Consider the following 20,271-nt stretch of genomic DNA (forward strand, 5'->3'; position numbering starts at 1 on the left):
AAGGATGTCCTCCATCAAGGCGGTTCAACGCCGCCTTGTGATTGTTATGTCGCAACGCCTGCTCAGATCGGGTAGTGCCGCGGCCCGTTCTGCAAGGTCACCCAGCGCAACTGCGTGAAGTGCTCGATGGCCGCTTTGCCACCGAAACTGCCGTAGCCGCTGGACTTGACGCCGCCGAAGGGCATTTGCGCCTCGTCGTGCACAGTGGGTCCGTTGATATGGCAAATACCCGATTCCACCCGTTGCGCCAGGGCCAGCGCGCGCCCGGTATCGCGGCTGAAAATCGCCGCCGACAGGCCGAATTCGGAATCGTTGGCCAGGCGCAGCAAAGCCTCGTCGCCGTCGCCGCGCAGCAACACCGCCACCGGGCCGAACGACTCTTCGCGGTACAAGCGCATGTGCTCGGTGACGCCATCGATCAGGGTCGGTTGCAGGATGCTGCCGTCCAGTTGGCCGCCGGCCACCAGCCGCGCGCCTTTGGCCAATGCGTCGTCGATCAGCGCCTTGATGCGCGTACCGGCACTGGCGTCCACCAGCGAACCCAGCACCGATTCCGGCGCAGCCGGGTCGCCGGCGCGCAGGGTGGCGACCTTGGCCGCCAGCTTGGCAACAAAGGCATCGGCGACTTTGGCATCGACGATCAGGCGCTCGGTGGACATGCAGATCTGGCCCTGATTGAAATAGGCACCAAAGGCTGCTGCCGCGACCGCCGCGTCCAAATCCGCGTCGTCGAGCACCAGCAACGGTGCTTTGCCGCCCAGTTCCAGCAGTGCAGGCTTGAGGTGGCGCGCCGACAGTTCACCGACGATCCGCCCCACATGGGTCGAGCCAGTGAAGTTGACTCGCCGCACCGCCGGGTTGGCGATCAGCCGCTCGACTATCACGGCGGCATCGGCTGGGGCGTTGCTGATGACATTGACCACGCCATCGCCCAGGCCGGCGTCCTGCAGCACCTGGCCGATCAGGCGGTGCACCGCCGGGCTCAGCTCGGAGGCCTTGAGCACCACGGTGTTGCCGCAGGCCAGCGGCATGGCAATAGCGCGAGTGGCGAGGATCACCGGCGCATTCCACGGCGCGATGCCCAGCACCACGCCGCATGGCTGACGCAGGGCCATGGCGAAACTGCCGGGCACATCGGAAGGAATGACGTCGCCAGTGATCTGGGTGGTCATCGACGCGGCTTCACGCAGGATATTGGCCGCCAGACGCACGTTAAAGCCATACCAGTTGGCCATGGCGCCGGTCTCGCCAGCGGCCGCGATAAATTCGGCGCTGCGCGCCTGCAATTGCTCGGCTGCCTTGAGCAACCGGGTGCGACGTTCGTTGGGCGCAAGCGCCGCCCACGCGGGGAACGCGGCGTGCGCGGCGGCCACGGCGGCGTCGGCATCTTCAGGGGTGGCGGCGGCAACACGCGAGACCACTTCACCGGTCACCGGGTTGCGACGTTCGAAGGTACGACCGTCGCGGGCGGGGCACGACTGGCCGCCGATCAACAGGGGCACGTCCAGCATGGTGATTCCTCTTTATTTTCTTTATAGGGAATACGTTCAAGCAGGGTTACGGCAGTGCGGCCCGAAGGCCGCTGACTTCAGCGTTTATACGCCTGCAGGCCAGGCTTGATGCTCTTGTCGTCGAGGAATTGTTTCATGCCCTGCTCGCGGCCGCCTTCGGTGTCGAGCAAGCGCGACTGATCGAGCTTGGCGTAGAGGTAATCTTCGTTCTGCTCCCAGGTCAGTTCGCGGCAACGTTTGAAGCCATGCTTGGCCGCACGCAGCACCACCGGGTTTTTCTCCAGCAGGTTACGCGCCAGGTCCACCGTGACTTCGCGCAACTGCGCCAGCGGCACGCTCTCGTTGACCAGGCCCATCTCGGCAGCTTTCTGCCCGCCGAAGGTCTTGCCGGTCATGATGTAGTACAGCGATTGGCGATGGCCCACGGTGTCGGCCATGGCCTTGCTGACCAGGTTGCCCGGCGGGATGCCCCAGTTGATTTCCGAGAGGCCGAAGGTCGCCTCATCGGCGCAGATGGCGAGGTCGCATGCCACCAGCGGGCTGAAACCGCCGCCGAAGCACCAGCCGTTGACCATGGCGATGGTGGGCTTGGTGTACATGCGCAGCAGTTTCCATTGCCATTGCGAGGCTTCGCGACGGATTTTTTCCTGGAGAATTTCCGGGCCGGCATCCACTTCGCGAAAGTATTCCTTGAGGTCCATGCCCGCAGTCCAGGCCTCACCGGCACCGGTCAGCACCAGCACGCCGGCGTCCGGATCCTGTTCCAGGGTTTCCAGTACGTCGATCATTTCCCGGTTAAGGGTGGGGCTCATGGCGTTGCGTTTTTCCGGACGATTGAGAATGACCCAGGCGATGCCTTCCTCGATCTCGACTTTGACGGTGGACCAACGACCTTCGTAATTGCTCATGGCGGTACGCTCTTGTTCTGGTGTGAAGATGATTCGAAATTAAACCGCAAATATAGTTATGTCAATTAACTATTAATCATCGTAACCAATATTTTCACTCATTAAAGAACGGCGATGCCGAAGCGCCGTGAAAACCCGGCATAGCCACGGCGCGTTAACCCCGGCAAACTAGATAGCCTTCTTAACCGCTACCTTATGAGGATTGCACTGCCAATGGCCAAGCCTTCTACCCTCGCCGCCGCCAGCCAGGCCCTGCCCGATAATGACGAGGCACGGCCACCGCTGGATTCAGCCCTGGACGATCTGATCGGTTATGCCATGCGCCGTGCCCAGCTCAAACTGTTCCAGAACCTGATCGGCCGGCTGTCGGAGCACGACCTGCGCCCCGCCCAGTTCTCGGCCCTGGCGATCATCGAGCAGAACCCGGGGCTGATGCAGGCCGACCTGGCTCGCGCCCTGGCCATCGAGCCGCCCCAGGTGGTGCCCTTGCTGAACAAACTGGAAAGCCGTGCGCTCGCGGTGCGTGTGCGCTGCAAACCGGACAAGCGCTCTTACGGGATCTTCCTGAGCAAGACCGGCGAAACCCTGCTCAAGCAGCTCAAGGACATCGCCGCACAAAGCGACCTCGACGCCACGGCAGCTCTGGACGCGCAAGAACGCGCAGAGCTGCTGCGCCTGCTCAAGAAGGTCTATCAGAACGGATGACTTACCACAGCGCCACGGTGTAGAGCACCAGAAAGCGCGTCTGGTTTTCATCGCGAAACGCAGCGCCGCCGGGGAAGTCGTTGCGGTAGATCGACTTGCGCGCCATCAGCCCGACGTTCTTCAGCGGGCCGCTCTGAATCACGTAGCCCAGTTCCATCTGGAACTCGCGCTCTTTGCGATCCTCGGCGTTGAAGGCGGCCAGCTCGATGTTGTCGCCACGCACGTAACGCAGGCGACTTTTGAGGCCCGGCACGCCCGACGCGGCAAAGTCATAGTCGTAGATGGCCTGCCAGGTGCGCTCCTTGGCATTGAGAAAATCCGAACTCATGGTCAGCTCGCTCATGCCCATCAGCTCGGTGCCGGAGATATACGGCGTGGCGGTATCGCCGCTCGAATGCATATAACCCAGGCTCACTCGGTGCCCGCCCAGGCGATAGCCGAACAGCGCCGAAAGGTTGCGGTTATCCACGTTACCGGCCTTGGCGCTGCCGTCCTCACGACTGAAGAAACTGCGCAGGTCACTGGTGAGCACGCCCTCGCCCAGCGGCAGGTTGTGCAGTAACGCCAGGGTGTCCTGCTGGTAAAGGTCGGCGACCTCGGCATGATAGGCGCGCAGGCTCAGGTCTTTATTGACCTGATAATCGCCGCCGACGTAAGCCAGGTGCGAGGTGCTGGCGGTCGCGTTGAAACGTCGGTTGGGCGAGGCGATGGTCATGGGCTGGTAGTCGGTGGAATCGCGCTTGTTGATGCGGTCGATATAGCCGGTATTGAGGGTCAGCCCGTCGATGTCCTTGGAGCTCAAGGTGGTACCGCGAAAGGTCTGCGGCAGCAGGCGCGATGGGCTGGCAAAGGCGAATGGCAGGAAGATCGACACGTCCCCGGCCTTCACCGTGGTTTGCGCAAACCGCAGTTTAGCGGTCGGCGCCAGGCGTGAATATTCGTCGGCGGCACGCTTGTCGCTGGCCGACACCGGCAGCAACTCGGTGCCGCTGCGGTCCGGCGAGGAGTCAAGCTTGACCCCCATCAAGCCGCGCACATCCAGGCCAAAACCCAGCGGGCCAGGCGTATACCCCGACTCCAGATTGAGGATGAACGCCTGGGCCCATTCCCGTGCAGCGGTTTTGGCGCCGTCGTCCTTGTAGTCACGATCCAGGTAGTAATTGCGCAACGTCAGGTTGCCATGGCTGTCGTCGATAAACCCCGCCGCCCACAGCGGGGTGGGCAGCACGCCGAGCATCAGCAGTGTGCTGATCAGACGTGGTGTGCTTTTCGACACACAGCAGGCCGCCGCGACGGCGCCCGTAGGGAGTTTTGGCATGTTCGATGTCCATTTTTTGTTGTTGTTTTTGGGGGTGACACACACTTGGCCCAATCGGCTTCGCGAACAGAGAATGGAAACGCTCACGACGCTCGTCAACCGCGACTGACCGATAATCGAACGTTAATAAGCCTATCTATTTCCACTTTTCCTGCCACTGCCAATCTCAAATAGCCGGCCTAGGCGGCTTGCGGGATGATTTTTGGCGCGGCCCAGGCGCCCTTCTTTTTATAGTTATATTTGTTATCTTAATTGCCAGCCGCCCAGCAGGCTCGCTACCACAACAAAAACAACAATGAGGTTTGCCCATGAACACTCCCGCGCGTCGTTCGACGTTGACGATCGCTTTGTGCTTTATCGTTGCCCTGATCGAAGGGTTCGATCTACAGGCCGCCGGCACCACTGCCGCAGGGTTGCGCCAGACGTTTGCCCTCGACCCGAAAATGCTCGGCTGGGTATTCAGCGTCGGGATCATTGGCCTGCTGCCCGGTGCCTTCTTCGGCGGATGGATCGCCGACCGCATCGGCCGCAAGAAAATCCTGGTGAGCGCGGTGCTGCTGTTCGGGCTGTTCTCCCTGAGCACGGCATTTGTGAACAGCTATTCGAGCCTGTTGCTGGTGCGCTTCCTGACCGGCCTGGGCCTGGGCGCCGCGCTGCCGAACCTGATCGCGTTGTGTGCCGAAGCGGTGAGCGAACGCAACCGTGGCACCGCCATCAGCGTGATGTATTGCGGAGTGCCATTGGGTGGCGCACTGGCTGCGGTGGTGGCGATGTTTTCCAGTGAACACTGGCAGACCACCTTTATCATCGGCGGTTTGGCACCGCTGCTGGCTGTGCCGTTGATGATCCTGCTGCTGCCCGAATCCACCGCCTTTCGCCAACAGGCCGAAGACACCCCCGGCGCCCGCCCCTCCACCGGCCAGGCACTGTTCGGCGAAGGCCGCGCACGCACCACACTGGCGTTGTGGCTCAGTTACTTCTTCACCCTGACCGTGATGTACATGCTGCTCAACTGGCTGCCTTCGCTGTTGCTGGAACAAGGCTTCAGCAAGCCCCAGGCCGGCATGGTGCAGATGCTCTTCAATATCGGCGGTGCCCTCGGTTCGCTGCTCGGCGGCGTGTTGCTGGACCGTTGCAACGCACTCAAGGTGGTGCTGTTCGTGTATGCCGGCCTGCTGGCAGCGCTGGCGGGCGTGGGCCTGTCGGTGGGCATAGTGCCCATGGCCATCGCAGGCTTTGCCGCGGGGTTGTTCGTGATGGCCGCGCAATTGGTGCTGTATGCCAGCGCGCCACCGGCCTACCCCACCGCCGTGCGCGCCACTGGCGTGGGCGCGGCCGTGGCCATCGGCCGACTGGGCTCGGTGGCCGGGCCGCTGGCCGCCGGGCAACTGCTGGCAGCCGGAGCCGGCACCGCCGGCGTGCTGCTGGCAACCTCTCCAGGTGTGGTGATCGCCGCACTCACCATCATCAGCGTGATGGTGCGTGCGGCGCCACTGAACCTGCCTAGAACTGGTGCAGCCAATTAAGCACCAGCTTGTTGCCCTGGGTGCGATTCTGCGCCTGCTGTTCGAAGTACGTGTTCACTGACAACACATTCTCCTTGTTGAACGCGTAGACCAGGCCTGGGCCGATGGCCCAGACCTTTTCTCGGCGCCCACTCACCGCATGCCCCTGCACCTCGGTATCGGTGATCTGCTTCAACCAATACCCGTTCAGCCCCACGCTCAACTGCTGGTCGATGGCGTACTGCAACGTCAGGTTGGCATGCAGCGCCTGCCCGGCCTGGGTGTCGGAGACATCACCGAAGCCCGCCTGCGGCTTGTCATTCTTGCCGTTCCACAGGTACATGAAGCGACCGCTCGCCGACCACTTGGGGTTGAACCAGTACGTCGCCGCGTAATACGGGTTGAAGGACCAGAAATTGCTTCCTGGGTTGATCGAACGCTTGCGGTCATAGGCGCCCACCGGGATCGACACGTCGAATTCGACCCGCTGGGTCAACAGCGGGCTGCCATCGGCGCGGCTCAGGGTCGGCAACTGCAGGAACGGGCCGACGACCACATCGCCAAAGCCGGCGCGGGAACTCAAGGCCGCGTTATTCAACCCATCGTCGACGTCCACATGGGCCAGGGAAGTGTTGATCAGGGTGAAGCCAGGCATTGCGCCGTTGGCCAGGGGTTGGCCGACGTAAATGATTTGCGTGGTCGGCGCCACCACCTCCACGTCCTGCCTGGGCAGTGCCAGCTTGTTGCCGTGGGCATCGTTGAAGCGGCTGGCGCGCGAATAGGTCAGGTATTCCTCCAGGTACCAACCCGGTCCGGCAGGCGCTGGCGAACCGTCATAGAAACTGGTGCTGCCCAGGTTGAGGCCGGGCAAGTCATAGGCGTGAACAGTGGATGACAGTGCGACAAAAGTCGTGGCCGCAACTGTCCGCAAGCAAGGCTTGAGCATGATGTATGTCCTGTATTTTTGTTGTTGTTCAAGACCCCCGGCACACTGGCTGCGCACCGGGGTGTGACGCGCTTGCGCGGCCTACACGTAGGTGGCGGCCAACCCGCCATCCACCGGCAGATTGACCCCATTGACCCAGCGCGCCGCGTCCGAGCACAAAAAGGCAATCACCGACGCCACTTCATCGGCCAACGCGGGGCGGGTCATGCGCTGGCTGTCCTCGGCCACCCGCTGCGGCCCGAGCATGCTGACGAAATCTCCCAGAATCGGGGTGAACACCGGCCCCGGCGCGACGCAGTTGATACGCACCGCGTGATCGCGAAACCAGCCTTGGGCTTGCTGCAAGGTCCAGACGATCAGCGCTTCCTTGAAGTACTGATAACAGGTGGCCTGCTCGACCGGGTTTGCCGCCAGCCACTGCTGCCCGGCCTGGTAGCTTTGCGTCGCGGCCAGGGCCTTGTGCAGCTCCAGGCGTTGGGGCCATTGCGCACCCAACACCGAGGCGACATTGACGATGCTGCCGCCAGCCGACAGGCGCGGCAGCAACGCTTGTGTGAGGTGGCGCAAGCCCAGGTAATTGACCTCGGCCACCGTTTGCGCCGGGGCCGTGCCGGGTACGCCGGCGATGTTGCACAGCGCGTCGACCCGCGCCGGCAGACGCGCCACCAGTGCATCGATGCTGGTCGGATCGCTCAGGTCGGCATGGAAAAAACCGTCCAGCGTCAACTGCGGTTCATGGCGGTCTACCCCGATGACCGTGGCGCCCTGGAAGCGCGCCAACCGCGCGACTTCCGCACCAATGCCCGACGCGACACCGGTGACGATCAAGGTTTTGTTGTACAGGTTCATGGTCAAGCCCTCTTATTGTTGTATAGGCATTGCGTGAGCCAGGGCTCAGTAGGGATAGGTCGGCGGCGTATTTTTTACGGTGACCCATTGCCATTGGGTGTACTCGTCCCAGTCGGCTGGCCCGCCCACGCTGCCGCCGTTGCCCGAGGCGCCGCGTCCGCCGAAGGGGTTGATGCACTCGTCCGCCACGGTCTGGTCGTTGATGTGCAGCATGCCGCAGTTCAGGCGTTCGCCCATGGCCATGGCACGCCCCACCGACGGTGAAATGATCGCGGCCGAGAGGCCGTACTCGGTGCGATTGGCCAACTCGATGGCCTCCTCGTCCGTGTCAAAGCTGACCACCGTGGCCACCGGCCCGAAGACTTCATCGTCGAATGCGCGCATACCCGGCCGCACCCCGCTGAGCACGGTCGGTTGGTAAAACAGCTGGTCATATTCGCCCCCCGCCTCCAGCCGTGCGCCGGCCTGCAGGCTGTCGCTGACGATCGCGTGCACGCGCTGCAATTGGCGCGGGTTGATCAACGGGCCAAGCGCGGCCTCGCCTCGGGCGGCGTTGCCGACGCTGAGCGCACGGGCCTTGGCCACCAGCTTGCGGGTGAAACTGGCGGCGACGGAGGCATGCACCAGAATCAACCCGGTCGCCATGCAGATCTGCCCCTGGTGCAGCCAGGCGCCCCAGGCCGCGTTGTTCGCGGCCTGCTCGAGGTCGGCGTCCTCCAGGATGATCAACGGGTTCTTGCCGCCCAATTCCAGCGCGACTTTTTTCAGGTGTCGCCCGGCCACTTCGGCGACTTTGCGTCCTGCCTCCGTGGAGCCGGTGAAGGCGATCATGCGTACGTTGGGGTCGCGGCACAGCGCCTCACCGGCCGGCGCGGCGCCGGGTAATACCTGCAACAGACCTTTGGGCAGCCCGGCTTCTTCGAACAGACGGGCGATGAGGAAACCGCCGCTGACCGGGGTTTGCGGGTCAGGCTTGAGCACCACCGCGTTCCCTGCCGCCAGAGCCGGCGCCACCGAGCGCATCGACAACACCAGGGGGAAGTTGAACGGTGAAATCACCCCGACCACCCCATGGGGCTGACGCCGGGCATAGGACAGCCGTCCGGCTTCGCTGGGCAGCACCACCCCGTGAGGTTGGGACAACAGACCCGCCGCCTGATGCAGCAGCACAATCGCCTCGCGCACTTCGTGTTCGCCCTTGAACAACGCGCCGCCGGTTTCCCGGGCGACATACAACGCCAGTTCCTCAAAAGACTGCTGGGCCACGAGGGCCGCCTTGCGAAACACCTCGGCGCGCTCACGCGGGCCGAGTGCGGCCCACGCCGGTTGGGCCAGCGCCGCGCTGCGGCTGGCAATGGCGATATCCGCCGGGCTGGCCATGGCGCAACGCATCAGCGGTTCGCCGGTGGCGGGTTCGATCACGGGCGTCACGGAACCCGAGGCGGGTACCCAGTCACCGTTGAACAGGCATTCGGACTCAATGGCTCGCTGCAGCAGCGAGGTGGTTTCAGACACTGACATGGCAACTCCGGTTTTTTGTATTTGTCATCGCCTGCACGAGGGCAGGCGCCGCATCAGGTGTTGAGCAAAGGCTGTGCCGTCTGCGCGTCGCAGCACGCACATACGCCTTTGAACGCTCTGCAACGGTCCTTTCAACGGACCGCGCATACCTCCGCGCCGGTCGCGGACAAAAAATCGGGGCGTGCCACTTGTTCAATTGATAAGGTTATGTTTAATAACTATCTCAGCTGTTACTCATATCGTTCACTCGCTTTGCAGGGGCATAACAATGACTCATCCCCCCAGCACGCTGCCCGACGACCCGGCAGTGACTGCGCCGTATCATCCGCGTGGCGACAGCCGCCAACTCAGCGACACCAGCTCGCCCACGACAGCGGAGCTGACGGACTGTTTGTTCTTTTCTCCCGAAGACGGGCGGATCTGGCTCAACGACCAGCGCATGTTGCTGCTGCACAGTTCCTCCTTCGGCGCGCTGCGCCGGGAGGTCATCGAACGCCTGGGGCTGGAGCAGGCGCGCGGGCTTTTCACCCGTACCGGCTATGCCTCGGGCGCGCGGGACGCTCGTTTAATTCGCGAACGCTGGCCCCAGGCCGATGCCGCCGCCGTGTTCCGGGCCGGGACGCACCTGCACACGCTGGAGGGCATGACCAAAGTCGAACCGCTGCACTTCAAGTTCGACGCCGACTCGGGGTTCTATGAAGGCGAGTTTCTCTGGCACCACTCCTGCGAGGCCGACGAACACGTGGGGGCTTACGGCACCGGCCAGGACCCGGTGTGCTGGACGGAAACCGGCTACGCCATCGGCTTCGTCAGCGGCCTGTTCGGGCAATTGGTGATTTTCCGCGAAGTGGAATGCCGTGGCATGGGCCACAGCCGTTGCCGGGTGATCGGCAAGACCGCCGAGCAATGGGGAGACGTCGAGCAGGACCTGCGTTACCTGAATGTGTCCCAGACCGTCAGCGGCCCCGCGCCCGTCCCCACGCACCCAAGCCCGCCAGGCCCCCGGACAGGCGCCAGCGCACCACTGCCGTTGGTGGGCGCCAGTGCGGCGTTCAACACGGCGATGCAGGCCCTGCAACGGGTTGCGCTGACACCCGCCACGGTGCTGATCAGCGGTGAGTCCGGCGTGGGCAAGGAGATGTTCGCGCGCCAGTTGCACCAGCTCAGCGCGCGCCATCAGCAGCCATTCGTGGCGCTCAACTGCGCGGCCATCCCGGACACCCTGATCGAGGCCGAACTGTTCGGTGTCGAACGCGGCGCATACACCGGCGCCACCCATTCACGCCCCGGTCGCTTCGAGCGGGCCCAGGGCGGCACCTTGTTCCTGGATGAAATCACCAGCCTCAGCCTGACCGGGCAAAGCAAACTGCTGCGGGCCTTGCAGGAGCGTGAGATCGAACGGGTCGGTGGCGTGCGCGGGATCACGGTGGATGTGCGCGTGGTGGCCGCGACCAATATCGACCTGCGCAAAGCCGTGGCCGACGGCACGTTTCGCGAAGACTTGTTCTACCGCCTCAATGTCTACCCCATCGCCCTGCCCCCCCTGCGTGAGCGCCGGGATGACATCCCGCTGTTGATCAATGCGTTTCTCACGCGCTTCTGCCAGGAATACGCGCGCACGCCCGCGGGCCTGACCATGCGTGCGTTGAAGGTACTGCTGCGCTATGACTTCGCGGGGAACGTGCGCGAGCTGCAAAATCTGATCGAGCGCGGCTTGATCGCCAGTGACGAAGGCCAGGCCATTGACCTGGTGCATCTGTTTCGCAACGAGCCGATGCCGACGGACCCGTACGGCCTGGACGATCACGGCAGCCTGTCCACTGCGGTGTCCACGGTCCGCCCACCCTTGCTGGAGACCCTCGGCCAACTGGACCAGGGGTTTTCCATCGAAGGCCTCGAGTCGCGCCTGATCCATGAGGCGCTGCAACAGAACGCCGGCAACCTGGCCGCTGCGGCCAGGCTGGTAGGGCTCAGCCGGGCGCAATTTGCCTACCGCTTGAAGAAGCATCAGCGACACACCCCTTGAACGAGAACGCCCTGGGACACGGCTTGATAATTAGCGCTTTAAAAGTTTTATCCAGTTAAGTATTTTGCACGGGTAAGGGGCGACAAGCGCCCTCTTCTTCTCGTAACAAGGACCTTCTGTGAGCGGACTGCGTGAACGTCAGAAAGCCGAACGGCGCCAGGCCATCAGCCAGGCGGCCATCGAGCTGTTTGAACGCCAGGGTTTCCAGGCCACCACCATCGAACAAATCGCCGGCCAGGCGGGTGTGTCGGCGCCGACGGTGTTCAAGTATTTCGGCAACAAACAGGAAATCATCCTGGAAATCCTGCACCAGGCCGATCAACGCGCCATCACTGACACCCGCAGCCTGATCCAGGACATCGAAGACCCGGTCGACGCGATGTGCCACTTGGAGCGGTTGCTGACCGGTTACGCCCTGGAGGTGATGCATCCCAGCCTGTGGCGCGAGCTGCTGCCGCTGATCCTGTTCGGCGGCAGTAACGAATTGCCCGAGGGCTACCGCGCCATGAACGATGCGCTCAGGGCCGAAATCAGCCAACTGCTGCGTGAACTGCAACAGGCCGGCAAACTGCGTCCCCAGCTGGACGTGGAGTTGGCGGCGTTTCTGTTGAACGACTACTCACACTTGCAGCTGTTCAGGCTGGTGAACCAGGAGCACCCGGATATCGACGCGCATTCGCTGCAGGTCAGGCGCATCACCGAATTGGTGTTCTATGGGATGCAGGCCTGAACTGTTCCCAGGCCTGCCGGGCAACCCCCTTTAGTAAAACCGATAACAGCGGATCACCACCTGCTCGGCGCTGGGGTACTGCACCAGGCCGATAAAACTTGAGCGCGTGAGCCAGTCCAGCCGCCCCTTGGGCACCTGGAACACCGGGGTACACGTGCAGCGGTATTCCGTCTCCGGAATCGGCCACTGCCCGTTGCGCTCCAGTTGGCGCCCGTATTCGGTCATGGCCAGCACGCCGCGGTTGCGCAGGTTGATCAGCTCACCCTGATCGGTCCTGAGGCTGTAGCGCGCATCGAGTTGCCCCACGCCGTCGGCACGCAACACAAACACGTCCTCGCCACCGGCCAGCACCTGACCACTGACGCCGACGCCGTCGAAATCACCGCCCACGATCGGGTAATTGCAGCGCCAGCCGTCGACGCTGTCACCCAGCATTACGCCCGGCCCTATGGCAACGCGCAACGTCAGTACGCGCTGCAGGTTGGGTGCCAGGGCCATCAAATCCAGGGGTTCAGTCATCACACAGCTCCGGACCCGGCACACACGTACCGGGCCATGTTGGGTCAGCGATTGGTCTTGATAGCAGTCCAGGTGCGGGTGCGGATCCGCTCGACAGCGGCCGGAACCGGCTCCAGCGCGAACAGAGTCTTGCGCGCTTGCTCCGGCACATACATGTTTGGATCGTTGCGGATACTCGCGTCGACCAGCGCGGTGGCGTCCTTGTTCGGGTTGGGGTAGCCGATCTTGTTGCTGATGAGTGCAATGACGTCCGGGCGCAGGATGTAGTTGATGAAAGCATGGGCCTCAGCGAGGTCCGGCGCCTTGGCCGGGATCATCATCACGTCCGACCACATCGGCGCGCCTTCCCTGGGCAACGCCATCTCGACCTTGACGCCCTTGCCGGCGGCATCGGCCAAACGCTTGGCCAGCGCCACACCGCCAGACCAACCCACACCCACGCAGATATCACCGTTGGCCAGGTCCATGCCGTAGCGCGAGGAGTTGAAGTAGGTGATGTAAGGGCGGATCTTCATCATGGCCGCCTGGGCCTGCGAATAGTCCTCGCGCTTCTGGCTGTTGGGGGCCAGGCCCTTGTAGTGCAAGGCGATCGGCACGATTTCATTGGCCGCATCGAGAAAGCCCACGCCGCAACTGGCGAGTTTGGCGAGATTTTCTTCCTTGAAGATGATGTCCCAGGTGTTCATTTGCACGTCGGGCCCGAGGGCGTTGCGCACCTTGTCGACGTTGTAACCGATTAACGTGGTGCCCCACAGATAAGGCACGGCGTAGCGATTACCGGTGTCACCCACCGCTTCCAGCGATTGCATGAACTGCGGGTCCAGGTGCTGCCAGTTCGGCAGTTGGCTGCGGTCCAGCGGTTGCACGGCACCGGCCGTGATCAGGTGCCCCAGGTTGGCCGAACCGGGGAACACCACGTCATACCCGGAGTTGCCCGTCAGCAGCTTGGACTCCATGGTTTCGGAGCTGTCGAACACGTCATAGATCGGGCGAATGCCGGTTTCTTCCTGGAAGCCTTTGAGCACTTCCGGCGGCAGGTATTCGATCCAGTTGTAGATCCGCACGGTCCGTTCTTCGGCCAGGCAAACGCCACTGATCAGCAGTGATGCAAAGGTGCCCAGCAAGGTATTACGCAAAAACCTGTTCATGATCAAAACACTCCAGCGCGGCCACGATGGCTCGCAGCACTTAATAGCGATAGGTGAAATACAGTTCCAGCGCACTGAACTTCTGGTCGTTGCCGAACACTTGCTTGGCGGCGGCCAGTGGTTTGACCCAGTTATAAGACAGCGACGTATAGAACGACGGCGTAGGCGTCCAGTCGAGGAAAACCACACTCTCATCGGCAAAACGCCGGTCACTGACCGCCGCGCCCATGTAGTTTTTCTCATCCAGCCAGAACTGGTAGTGGATGGCGCCGAGGGTCAGGGTCTCGCTGAGGTGGGTCTTGAGCGAGAACTGCTGGACGTTTTCGTTGCTGTTGAACAGCAGGTAGTTACCGACCACGTCCCCGACCAGCCATGTGCTCCAGTCGACGAAGCCTTTGCTCAACGGGTCCCAGGCTTTCTGGCGGTTGTCGCCCAGGTTGTCATCACCGGAAAAGCTCGCGTAGCGATAGCCGATGATCGGCGTCAACGGCAACGTGCTGAAGGCATAGTCGGCCTGGCCGTACCAGGCGTTCGCCGCGTAATCCACCCCCTCGCCGCTGCCGCGCTCCACGGCGTACTCGGCGTTCAACGTCAGGTCCTGCACACCGGGAAGCTTGGCGTTGAGGGCCCGCAGGTTGTACACCTGCATCCCGTCCCGACGGCGCGGCAGGGTGCTGCCTTTGGGGCCCAGGGCATTGACCTTCATGGCCATGGCGCCCAGCGTCACTCTGTTATCGAGGTTGTAATCGAAGTTGACGCCGGTCATGCGAAAATCGCCCAGGTCGTCGTCGGTGCGCAAAGTGAAAGCCTGGGACTTCAACGCGCCGTGATCCCACGCCAGGACGGCTGAATCCTTGAAAGCGGTGCGCGGGCCGAGCCAGTACGCGCCGTCCTTGAATTGGTCGAGGTTGCCGTCCATGACGATGAAACCGGTGCCGATCATGTAGTTCTGGCGGCCGGCGGTGAGCGTCCATTCGCCGCTGCGAAAACCCGCGTAGAGCTCTTCGGCGGCGACCTTGCCGTCGGAGCTGCGGGTCAAGCCGCCGGGATCGCCATCGCCGAACGTACTGGCCGCCACCAAGGAACCGCCAGCCAGCAGGCTGAAGACCGGTTGCAGCGCGTAGTCGAGCTTGACGCCCGGTTTGACGTAGACCTCCTGCCAGTTGATCCGGCTTCCGCCATTTTTGCCGCTGCGAGCGTCAACCTGGCCGCTGCCGAAGTTAACGCCGCGGCTGAACAGCGTCGCGCCACCGGCGGTGAGGTTGACTTCGCCTTTGAGGTTACCGTCCTCAAAGGTGTAGCCCGCCAGCGCGGCCTGGGTGGTCAGGGGTAAGCCGAGCATTAACAGCGCTCGAGAAAAACGCGTGGTGAAAACCATAAGAAGCTCCTGTGGAATTATTGTTGTTACAGGGCAGTCAATGGCGACGCAGCGCGCCGCCAACACCTGGCCAGGCCAGGTGAATAGAACGCAAGACTCTTATTGTTTGGCGTGTGTCAGTGGCTCAGGTGAGCGGCGATGGCGCGCAACATGCGCACGCTGTCGGCATCGAACGGGCCGACCGCATCGGCCAGCGACGATTGCTTGACGATCACCACGCCCGACGGCTTGTCGACGAACAGGTACTGGCCGTGAATCCCACCGGCCAACAGCGCCTGACTGTGGTCGTTGAACACGTACCACTGGCTTCGATAGGACGCACCCGGCGTCCATTGGGAGAATTCGGCATTCTGCGCATAGATCGCAGGGTCCGCCCCGGCGGCGATACGGTCGACGGTCTCGGGTGACAGCAGCTCGACCCCGTCGTGACGGCCATCGTTAGCCAGTAACCGACCGAAACGAGCCATGTCTCTCAACGTGGCGCTGAAGCCTGCGCCGGCCACATTGCGCCCCCAGGGATCGGCCATGAAATAGCCGTCGCGCTCGCACCCCAGGCGCCCCCAGATCGACGCCAGCATCTGGCTGCACGCCTCTCCCGAGGCGCGCTCCATGACCCACGCCAAGGCTTCGGTGGTGGCCGTTACGTAATGGAAAAAACCACCGTGGCCGCCGCGTTTTTTCAGGGATGGCAGGTACTGGTACAGCGACTCGAACTGGGCGTACTGCGCCGGTGCCGGTTGAAAACCGCAGGCATAACCGTATTGCGAACTCTCGGAGTTGGGGTCGTCATACACCTCGCTGTAGTCGATGCCCACGGCCATGTCGAACAACTGGCGCACGGTGGCATCACCAAATGCGCTGCCGGCCAATTCAGGTACGTAGTACGCCGCAGGCAACTCGGGCTTGAGCACACCTTGGGTGACCAGTTGTTCGCCCAGGGTACCGATCAGTGACTTGGTCACCGAAAACATGATGTGGCGGTCCGCGGCGCACTGGCCATTGAAGTAACGTTCGAACAACACCGTGTCGCCCTGCATCACTAAAAAAGCATCGGTCTGACTGGCGACAAGGTGATCCATGACGCTGATGCTCAGCCCGCATTCACTGTCGAAATACAGCGAATCCAGCGCTGCCGGAGCCGTCTTGAGCAGCCCCGCAGCCCCTGCGCCCGCCGGCACGTCGATGGTGGGACGCAGCCGCGCCAAATTGCGAAACCCCCATTGACTGAACGGAGGAAGCATCCAATTGCTCCACGTAACCCGGTGTTTCGGCGCTGCCGGAAAGCCCTGCATCAATACGGGAGCCAAGCCCGGCGCGGGCGAGGATTCGGCCGCCTGCACATACAGGCTGGCCAATGAAGGCGTGATTTTCTGACCCATGGTGACAACCCTGGAAATGACTCTGCATGTGAGCAGATGCGCAGTAATAATTAACCGGCAAATATTCTTTAGTCAATAAATGTTTTTATCCAAAAAAAGAAAACCCTTTGCCTACGCCAGAATTCACTTCACTCATTAAAAAGTTGGCGATGGGGAGATCAGCGACGCTTGCGGCGGTCGCTTCAATGCGATGCCGTTGAGGGAGGCAATGAGGGGACGTTGCGCCTATGAGGCAAGGAGGTGCGCAGGAGCACGGTGGCTTGATCGATTCGAGTTGGCGTCAATCGGGCCGGCGGCAGCCGAGTGTCGCCGCCCGCCATCCGCAGGCCTCAATCGCGCCGCAATAACGTGTTGGGCGCCACGCCAAACGCTTTGCGAAACGCATGGCTGAAATGGGAGAAATCAGAGAACCCGAAGTCCAGCGCGGCCTGGGACACACTGCGTACCTGGCCACGCTCAATCGCTTCGCGGCTGGCATTCAGGCGCTCTTTCCAGATCTCGGCAACGGGGGTTTTCTGGTAGCGCGCGAAGGCGCGTGTAACGGTGCGGGTCGACACGTTGTGGGCCTGGGCGATGACTTCAATCGACAGGTCCGGCTCGGTCAGGTGCCGTTGGATGTACTGCATGATGCGGCCGTAAAGGTCCAATTCCTGGTGGGTGGTTTTCAGGTCCTGGAGTTCCAGGCTGATCACCAGCAGGTCGAGCAAGGCTGCTGAATAGCGCGTTGCGATGCGCTCGTCCTGCAACGACGCCGGGGTGCTGGCGGCCTGGCGCAGCATCTCACGCAGGGGGATGACCCCAGGCCGGCGGTCGTCGAGGACCATCGCGGTGCACTCCGCGATACGCGGCAGGCGGTCGGTCAGTAACGCTCGCGGAATCCGCACCAGGTGGTTTTCGGTACCACCGAAGCTGAAGCGAAACGCTTGAGTTGCGTCATAAAGAAACAAATTTCCGGCGGCCAGGCTGGCTTTTCGTCCGCCCTGCTCTATCTGGCCATGGCCATTTCGGGCGAAACCCAACCATAAATCTTCAGCCGGACCGCTGCGCAGATGCCGCTCGGCGCGCTCCCAATAATGCAGCGGCGATGCCAGCGAACAGAGGTCCAGATCGCCGACGGTATTGATCGCGAGCGCGCCGTCGAAACTGCTCTGGGACAAGGGTTTGCTATCGGCCGCCAGACAATGGCGACAGACCACTTCTTTCCAATAATCAAAGCGGCGCGGTGCGGGAACGGCAAGGGTCGAATACTGGGTGCTTGGGTTCATGGCACGGACCTCGGTACAGCGATGTAGTAAGCGCTTGAAAAAGGTGTACGGGTTGTCACCGACAGCAATTAATAGGCCAAGCACACCCACGCCCCTCTTGAGCGCTCAAGGCCGCCACCCTCACAAAGACCGTCTCCACGGCGGGGTAACGGCAAGGCCCTCGCCCTACCCATTTCGAGGCACGAGCCCCAGCGTTTTCGCTATGGGCGCACCAACGCCGGTCATTGCCGCGCCTTGTCTTTTCCAACCAAACGGTTGTCCTGACGAACCAAGCGGCGCCTCGCCGTGACGCCTAATTTCCACCTCACAGCAGCTCTTACCCCGCTGACGAGGCGTGCCATGCATCGACACTGTTCACCCCCCTTGACTGATTTCTCCTGGCTCCTGCAGAGGCGCGACCTGGTGCCGGAAGAGTCGGTTTATTGGTTGATTGAGTGGGGGGTCATGAGGCTGCTGCACCGACGACAAATCGCCAAGCGCGGCCCGTCGCCCAAGCACTGATGCCCACCCGTAGGCCTGAACCAAATAACGAGGAACTCAAGATGGAATCTGCAATCGACACACACCTCAAATGTCCACGCAGCCTGTCGCGCCGTGTGCCCGACGAGTACCAGCCGCCGTTCCCGATGTGGGTCGCGCGCGCCGACGAGACGTTGCAACAAGTGGTGATGGCCTACCTCGGCGTGCAGTATCGCGGCGAGGCACAGCGCGACGCCGCGCTCCAGGCGATGCGTCACATCGTCGGCAGTTTCAGCCTGGCCGATGGCCCGCAGACCCATGACTTGACCCACCACACCGACAGCAGCGGCTTCGATAATTTGATCGTGGTCGGCTACTGGAACGACCCGGCCGCCTACTGCCGCTGGTTGCGCTCGGCGCCGGTGAACGACTGGTGGGTCTCACCGGATCGTCTCAACGACGGCCTGGGCTATTTCCGCGAAATCAGCGCCCCGCGCGCCGAGCAATTCGAGACGCTGTATGCCTTCCAGGACAACCTGCCTGGTGTCGGCGCGGTAATGGATGCAACCAGTGGCGAGATCGAGGAGCACGGTTACTGGGGCTCGATGCGCGACCGTTTCCCAATCTCCCAGACCGACTGGATGAAGCCCACCAGTGAGCTGCAAGTGGTCGCCGGTGATCCGGCAAAAGGCGGGCGCGTGGTGGTTTTGGGGCACGACAACCTCACGCTGATTCGCTCCGGCCAGGACTGGGCGGACGCCGAAGCGGACGAACGCTCGCTGTACCTCGACGAGATCCTGCCGACCTTGCAGGACGGCATGGATTTTTTGCGTGACAACGGCCAGCCGTTGGGCTGCTACAGCAACCGGTTCGTACGCAATATCGACCTGGACGGCAACTTCCTAGACATCAGTTACAACATCGGCCACTGGCGCTCGGTGGAAAAACTCGAACGCTGGGCCGAGTCCCACCCGACCCACCTGCGCATTTTCGTGACGTTCTTCCGCGTGGCCGCAGGGCTGAAAAAGCTGCGGCTGTACCACGAAGTGTCGGTGTCGGACGCCAAGAGCCAGATCTTTGAGTACATCAACTGCCACGCGCAGACCGGCATGTTGCGCGATGCCTCTGTCGCGCAAGGAGTGCAACCATGAAATTGAGACCGATTGTTCTGGTGCTGGGGATGTTGCCGTTCGTCAAAAGCCAGGCCCTTGAAGTCGCCCCCGGAGATTTCGAGCCGCTGCCCGCCGGGGCCGATGCCGTGTTGTTTTACTACCAGCACGCGCAACGGTCGGACCTCTATCAGAACGGCCATAAAACCTCGGACAACGCCAAGCTCAGCTCCGACGTGGGCATCCTGCGTTACATCCATGCCATAGGCCTGGCCGAGAACCTTTCATGGGAGCCGCAGATATTGCTGCCGTTCGGCTACATGAATGCTTCGGGGGATGTCGGCGCGCTGGGGGACACCCATGGCGTGGCCGACCCGATCATCACCGCGCCGCTCAAATGGACGTTACCGACCGCGAACAAGGACGTGTTCGCCCTCGCCCCCTACCTGTATATCCCCATCGGCAGCTACGACAAAAACGATGCCTTGAACCTCGGTGAAAACCGCTGGCGAGCCACCTTACAAGCGGCCTACATCCACCATTTTTCGGCGCAGTGGGCGTTGGACACCGTCGCGGACGTGTCCTGGGTGTCGAGCAATAACGACTACGGCCCCACCGGCGCGAAACTCGAAGAGAACACGCGCTACGAATACCAGGCCGCCGTGCGCTACAACTGGACGCCCAGCACCACGTTCGCGCTCGGTGGCGGCTATGTGAGCGGGGCCGCCACCACGGTGGATGGCGTTGACCAGCACGACGGTCTGTCGACGTCCTACGCGCGTTTCACGGTCACGCACTTCGTCGATCCCACGCTGCAGCTCCAGGCGCAGTTGGGCAAGGACATCGAGGTCGAGCAAGGCTTCAGGGAAGGCGCTCGCCTGAATCTGCGGATCTTGAAAGTGTTCTGAATCCGGCTGTCCTTTTCAGCCAAGTGAGTGTCTTGCTCAACCATGCGCCTACGGCAGCAGAGGCCTAATTTGGTCTTCAACGCTACC

17 protein-coding genes are annotated in these 20,271 nt (G+C 62.3%); 6 read left to right on the top strand and 11 right to left on the bottom strand.

Annotated elements, in window-relative coordinates:
• Positions 1 to 62: 62 nt before the first annotated feature.
• Together PSH59_RS16065 and PSH59_RS16070 are read right to left on the bottom strand one after the other, a co-directional pair.
• Positions 63 to 1,511, bottom strand: coding sequence for an aldehyde dehydrogenase (locus PSH59_RS16065; protein ID WP_248079660.1), 1,449 nt, complete (start codon positions 1,509 to 1,511; stop codon positions 63 to 65).
• Positions 1,512 to 1,588: 77 nt separating this feature from the next.
• The gene (locus PSH59_RS16070) at positions 1,589 to 2,419 is read right to left on the bottom strand and encodes a p-hydroxycinnamoyl CoA hydratase/lyase (protein ID WP_248079662.1); all 831 of its coding nucleotides are present in this window, start codon (positions 2,417 to 2,419) and stop codon (positions 1,589 to 1,591) included.
• Between the two features lie 213 nt (positions 2,420 to 2,632).
• Between PSH59_RS16070 and PSH59_RS16075 the strand changes: the two genes are divergently transcribed.
• A complete protein-coding gene (locus PSH59_RS16075; RefSeq protein WP_305393167.1) occupies positions 2,633 to 3,124 on the top strand; it encodes a MarR family winged helix-turn-helix transcriptional regulator in 492 nt (163 codons plus the stop codon).
• Position 3,125: 1 nt separating this feature from the next.
• Here PSH59_RS16075 and PSH59_RS16080 read toward each other — a convergent pair whose 3' ends face one another.
• The gene (locus PSH59_RS16080) at positions 3,126 to 4,442 is read right to left on the bottom strand and encodes an OprD family porin (RefSeq protein WP_305393168.1); all 1,317 of its coding nucleotides are present in this window, start codon (positions 4,440 to 4,442) and stop codon (positions 3,126 to 3,128) included.
• A 308-nt stretch (positions 4,443 to 4,750) separates the two neighbouring features.
• On the opposite strand from PSH59_RS16080, the gene mhpT reads away from it, so the two are divergent.
• Positions 4,751 to 5,968: a 3-(3-hydroxy-phenyl)propionate transporter MhpT gene (gene mhpT / locus PSH59_RS16085; protein ID WP_305393169.1), complete on the top strand. Its 1,218-nt coding sequence runs from the start codon at positions 4,751 to 4,753 to the stop codon at positions 5,966 to 5,968.
• Here mhpT and PSH59_RS16090 read toward each other — a convergent pair.
• The 3 genes from PSH59_RS16090 to PSH59_RS16100 form a co-directional block, all read right to left on the bottom strand.
• The gene (locus PSH59_RS16090; RefSeq protein WP_248079670.1) at positions 5,946 to 6,893 is read right to left on the bottom strand and encodes a transporter; all 948 of its coding nucleotides are present in this window, start codon (positions 6,891 to 6,893) and stop codon (positions 5,946 to 5,948) included. The two genes, mhpT and PSH59_RS16090, sit on opposite strands and share 23 nt — an antisense overlap.
• 81 nt (positions 6,894 to 6,974) lie before the next feature.
• A complete protein-coding gene (locus tag PSH59_RS16095; protein ID WP_248079672.1) occupies positions 6,975 to 7,742 on the bottom strand; it encodes a coniferyl-alcohol dehydrogenase in 768 nt (255 codons plus the stop codon).
• A 45-nt stretch (positions 7,743 to 7,787) separates the two neighbouring features.
• Positions 7,788 to 9,263, bottom strand: coding sequence for a benzaldehyde dehydrogenase (locus tag PSH59_RS16100; protein ID WP_305393170.1), 1,476 nt, complete (start codon positions 9,261 to 9,263; stop codon positions 7,788 to 7,790).
• A gap of 268 nt (positions 9,264 to 9,531) precedes the next feature.
• Between PSH59_RS16100 and PSH59_RS16105 the strand changes: the two genes are divergently transcribed.
• Positions 9,532 to 11,289: a sigma-54-dependent Fis family transcriptional regulator gene (locus PSH59_RS16105; protein WP_305393171.1), complete on the top strand. Its 1,758-nt coding sequence runs from the start codon at positions 9,532 to 9,534 to the stop codon at positions 11,287 to 11,289.
• A 118-nt stretch (positions 11,290 to 11,407) separates the two neighbouring features.
• A complete protein-coding gene (locus PSH59_RS16110; protein ID WP_248079678.1) occupies positions 11,408 to 12,019 on the top strand; it encodes a TetR/AcrR family transcriptional regulator in 612 nt (203 codons plus the stop codon).
• A 30-nt stretch (positions 12,020 to 12,049) separates the two neighbouring features.
• On the opposite strand, the gene PSH59_RS16115 is transcribed toward PSH59_RS16110, so the two are convergent.
• From PSH59_RS16115 to PSH59_RS16135, 5 genes are all read right to left on the bottom strand, one after another.
• Complete coding sequence (locus tag PSH59_RS16115; RefSeq protein WP_305393172.1) at positions 12,050 to 12,538, bottom strand: DUF3237 domain-containing protein; 489 nt, start codon at positions 12,536 to 12,538, stop codon at positions 12,050 to 12,052.
• 44 nt (positions 12,539 to 12,582) lie between these two features.
• Complete coding sequence (locus PSH59_RS16120; RefSeq protein WP_248079681.1) at positions 12,583 to 13,686, bottom strand: polyamine ABC transporter substrate-binding protein; 1,104 nt, start codon at positions 13,684 to 13,686, stop codon at positions 12,583 to 12,585.
• 40 nt (positions 13,687 to 13,726) lie between these two features.
• The gene (locus PSH59_RS16125) at positions 13,727 to 15,064 is read right to left on the bottom strand and encodes a hypothetical protein (protein ID WP_305393173.1); all 1,338 of its coding nucleotides are present in this window, start codon (positions 15,062 to 15,064) and stop codon (positions 13,727 to 13,729) included.
• 116 nt (positions 15,065 to 15,180) lie between these two features.
• Positions 15,181 to 16,443 (bottom strand): serine hydrolase, encoded by a 1,263-nt coding sequence (locus PSH59_RS16130; RefSeq protein ID WP_305393174.1) that lies wholly within the window; start codon positions 16,441 to 16,443, stop codon positions 15,181 to 15,183.
• Positions 16,444 to 16,772: 329 nt separating this feature from the next.
• On the bottom strand, positions 16,773 to 17,708 hold the full coding sequence (locus tag PSH59_RS16135; protein WP_248079687.1) for a helix-turn-helix domain-containing protein: 936 nt from the start codon (positions 17,706 to 17,708) through the stop codon (positions 16,773 to 16,775).
• A 542-nt stretch (positions 17,709 to 18,250) separates the two neighbouring features.
• Between PSH59_RS16135 and PSH59_RS16140 the strand changes: the two genes are divergently transcribed.
• Both PSH59_RS16140 and PSH59_RS16145 read left to right on the top strand, forming a co-directional pair.
• Positions 18,251 to 19,318 (top strand): phenylacetaldoxime dehydratase family protein, encoded by a 1,068-nt coding sequence (locus PSH59_RS16140; protein WP_305393175.1) that lies wholly within the window; start codon positions 18,251 to 18,253, stop codon positions 19,316 to 19,318.
• Positions 19,315 to 20,184, top strand: a complete 870-nt coding sequence (locus tag PSH59_RS16145) for a transporter (RefSeq protein ID WP_305393176.1) — start codon at positions 19,315 to 19,317, stop codon at positions 20,182 to 20,184. Before PSH59_RS16140 ends, PSH59_RS16145 begins: the two co-directional genes overlap by 4 nt.
• Positions 20,185 to 20,271 lie beyond the last annotated feature (87 nt).

The sequence above is a fragment of the Pseudomonas sp. FP2309 genome (genome assembly GCF_030687575.1).
Taxonomy (GTDB): domain Bacteria; phylum Pseudomonadota; class Gammaproteobacteria; order Pseudomonadales; family Pseudomonadaceae; genus Aquipseudomonas.